2 protein-coding genes are annotated in these 3,376 nt (G+C 35.9%); one reads left to right on the top strand and one right to left on the bottom strand.

Annotated features, from left to right (window positions below):
• The coding region (locus tag IQ224_RS22710) for a transposase (RefSeq protein ID WP_130757148.1) at nucleotides 1–223 on the bottom strand (223 nt) is incomplete at its 3' end.
• Nucleotides 224–487: 264 nt separating this feature from the next.
• On the opposite strand from IQ224_RS22710, the gene IQ224_RS22705 reads away from it, so the two are divergent.
• Nucleotides 488–3,241 carry a class I SAM-dependent DNA methyltransferase gene (locus IQ224_RS22705; protein WP_194033523.1) on the top strand — a complete coding sequence of 918 codons (2,754 nt, stop codon included), beginning with the start codon at nucleotides 488–490 and terminating at the stop codon, nucleotides 3,239–3,241.
• Nucleotides 3,242–3,376: the final 135 nt, after the last annotated feature.

Genomic DNA, 3,376 nt, shown 5'->3' with positions numbered 1-3,376 from the left:
CTACTGTACTTTTAGCTTGGGCGGCAATTATATCTGAGGGGTGAAAATAGGGGGAATTCCAAAAGTCGTAGGTGGCACTCGCTGCGGCTAGATTTCCCGAAGCTTGTGGCACACTTGTACTAGGTTGACTGGCCAAGTTTTCTACGATACTGATTAACCTTTTCTTTCTTCTGGTGTCCCCTAGGTCTGCATATTGTAATTCTTGGGCTGCCCATTTCTCCATTTTTTTGCTTACCTCCACCTTAATTCCTTCTTTCAAAACTATACCTATCAATCGTTTCCCCTTTTTTTAAGTTTCTTCTCTTTTTGTTAAGAAAGATCTGACTAATGGATAGATCAAGGGGGGCAGGGGGGATCGAACCTAAAATTTATCTTCAATTTAATTATAACCAGCTACTTATCTGTATCCCTTGCTAACTGCATCTGGCTCCCTACACCATTTTCTAGTATCTTTGAGCAAACCGGCGAAAGATAAGGAGTTAAAACTATGCCTTTAAGTTGGAATGAAATTAAAAATCGCGCCATCGCTTTTCAAAAAGAGTGGGAAGGAGAGACTTCAGAAAAAGCAGAATCTCAGTCTTTTTGGAATGAGTTTTTTTATGTCTTTGGCATTTCACGGCGTAGGGTAGCCAGTTTTGAGCAACCGATAAAAAAAGCCGATAATAAACAGGGTTTTATTGATTTACTCTGGAAAGGAACGATTTTAGTTGAGCATAAATCGAAAGGTAAAGATTTAGAAAAAGCCACACAACAGGCTAAGGATTATTTTCCCAATTTAAAGGAACATGAGTTACCGCGTTATATTTTAGTATCGGATTTTCAACGGTTTAAATTATATGATTTAGATTCGGGCAATCAATGGGAATTTGAATTAAGTAATTTTGTTGATAATGTTCATTTATTTGATTTTATTGCTGGTTACGAAAAGCGAGTTTATAAAGACGAAGATCCCGTCAATATTCAAGCGGCAGAGTTAATGGGAAAACTTCATGATTGCCTGAAAGAAATTGGTTATATGGGGCATGATTTAGAAGTTTATCTAGTGCGTTTATTATTTTGTTTATTTGCCGATGAAACGGGTATTTTTAATAAGGGTATTTTCTGGGAATATATCGATTTACATACCAAAGAAGATGGCAGTGATTTGGCGATGCACATTGATGCTATTTTTCAGGTTTTGAATACACCAGAAGAAAAAAGATTAAAAAATCTCGATGAGAATTTAACTCAATTTCCCTACATAAATGGCAAGTTATTTGAGGAGTCGTTACCGATGGCGGCTTTTGATAGCAAGATGCGAGTCATGTTATTAGAAGCTTGTGCTTTTGATTGGGGAAAAATTTCCCCTGCTATTTTTGGCTCTATGTTTCAAGCGGTAATGAATCCAAAAGAGCGACGCAATTTAGGGGCGCATTATACCTCCGAGAAGAACATTCAAAAGGTGATTAAACCGTTATTTTTAGATGATTTACACAGGGAATTTGAGAAGATTAAAGGCAATCGCAATAAATTACTAGAATTTCAGAAAAAGATTGCTAATTTATATTTTCTCGATCCTGCCTGTGGTTGCGGTAATTTTTTAATTATTACCTATCGGGAGTTACGCGATTTAGAGATTTTGGTATTACAGGAGTTAGATAAAACGGGGCAGTTAGTAACAGATATTAGTGCTATTATTCAGGTAGATGTAAATCAGTTTGCTGGTATTGAATACGATGAGTTTGCGGTGAGGGTGGCAGAAGTGGCGATGTGGTTAATTGATCATCAGATGAATGTTAAAGTTAGTAATACTTTTGGTCAGTATTTTGTGCGTTTACCATTAAAGAAATCGGCAAAGATTGTTCATGGAAATGCCTTACGGATTGATTGGGAAGAACTTATATCAAAAGAGAAGCTCAATTTTATTTTAGGGAATCCTCCTTTTGTTGGTGCGATGATTATGAACGATGAGCAAAGGAATGATATGGCTTATGTTTTCGACGGTGAGAAAGGAATAGGCGTTTTAGATTATGTGTGTGCATGGTATATTAAGGCTGCTCAAATAATTCAGGGCAATAGAATCAGGGTTGCTTTTGTTTCCACAAATTCTATATCTCAAGGTGAGCAAGTTGCCTTACTTTGGAATATTCTTTTTCAGAAATATCAGTTAAAAATTCATTTTGCCCATCGTACTTTTAAATGGAGTAATGAAGCCAAAGGAAACGCTGCAGTTCATTGTGTTATTATTGGCTTTGGAAGTTTTAATATAACAACTAAAATCCTATTTGATTATGAAGATATTCAAGGTGAATCATTAGTTATTCAGTCTAATAATATTAATCCCTATTTAGTTGATGGAAGTGACATCATTATTAATAACCGAAGTTTTCCTTTATCTAATGTTCCATTAATGCGTTTTGGTAGTATGCCAAGAGATGGTGGTAATTTTATTTTTACAGAACTGGAAAAAGAAGAATTTTTAAAATTAGAGCCGAAGGCAGAAAAATGGATTAGACCTTATACAGGAGCGCAAGAATTTATTAATGGTTATAGTCGCTACTGTCTATGGTTACTTGATATTTCTCCCACTGAATTAAAGACATTACCAGAAGTCATCAAAAGAGTAGATAGGGTTAAAAATTTTAGATTAAAAAGTAAAGCTGCTGCTACTCGTAAATTTGCGGCGACACCTACTCTATTCTGTCAAATAGCACAACCTGATACTAATTATTTACTTGTTCCCCGTGTTTCATCTGAAAGAAGAAAATATATTCCAATAGGTTTTATGAATAAAAATGTGATTGGTAATGATCAAGTTTTATTAATTCCTAATGCAAATTTATATTTATTTGGTATTCTTACTTCAGCAATGCACATGGCATGGGTTAAATATGTGTGTGGAAGATTAAAAAGCGATTATCGTTATTCAAAAGATATTGTTTATAATAACTACCCCTTTCCAGAAAATATCACCGACAAACAAAAACAAACCGTTGAAACTTGCGCTCAAACTGTGCTAGATACTAGGGTAAAATATCCTGATAGTAGCCTTGCGGATTTATACGATCCTTTAACCATGCCTCCCGACTTGCTCAAAGCTCACCAAAAACTTGACAAAGCCGTTGATTTGTGTTATCGTCCCCAACCCTTTACCAGTGAATTAAACCGTATTGAATACCTCTTTGAACTCTATGAAAAATTAACCGCTCCCCTACTCCCTACCAGCAAACAAAAACCCCCGAAAAGAAAAAATCCTCAATAACGAAGGCAAAAGGCAAAAAGCAGCGGCTCTCTTGGGTTTGGTGGGTAAAATGTATTCTAAGATACATTCTTCCTAGCGAGGGGGTGGAACGAACCACAAAGACACAAAGGACACAAAGACTGATCAATCCTATGT

This window comes from Microcystis sp. LEGE 00066 (assembly GCF_015207925.1).
Lineage (GTDB): Bacteria > Cyanobacteriota > Cyanobacteriia > Cyanobacteriales > Microcystaceae > Microcystis > Microcystis ichthyoblabe_A.
This window is presented reverse-complemented; position numbering and strand designations above follow the sequence as displayed.

Coding starts and splice junctions, on each gene's coding strand:
- IQ224_RS22705 (WP_194033523.1), top strand. CDS start 488: ATGCCTTTAAGTTGGAATGAAATTAAAAATCGCGCCATCGCTTTTCAA.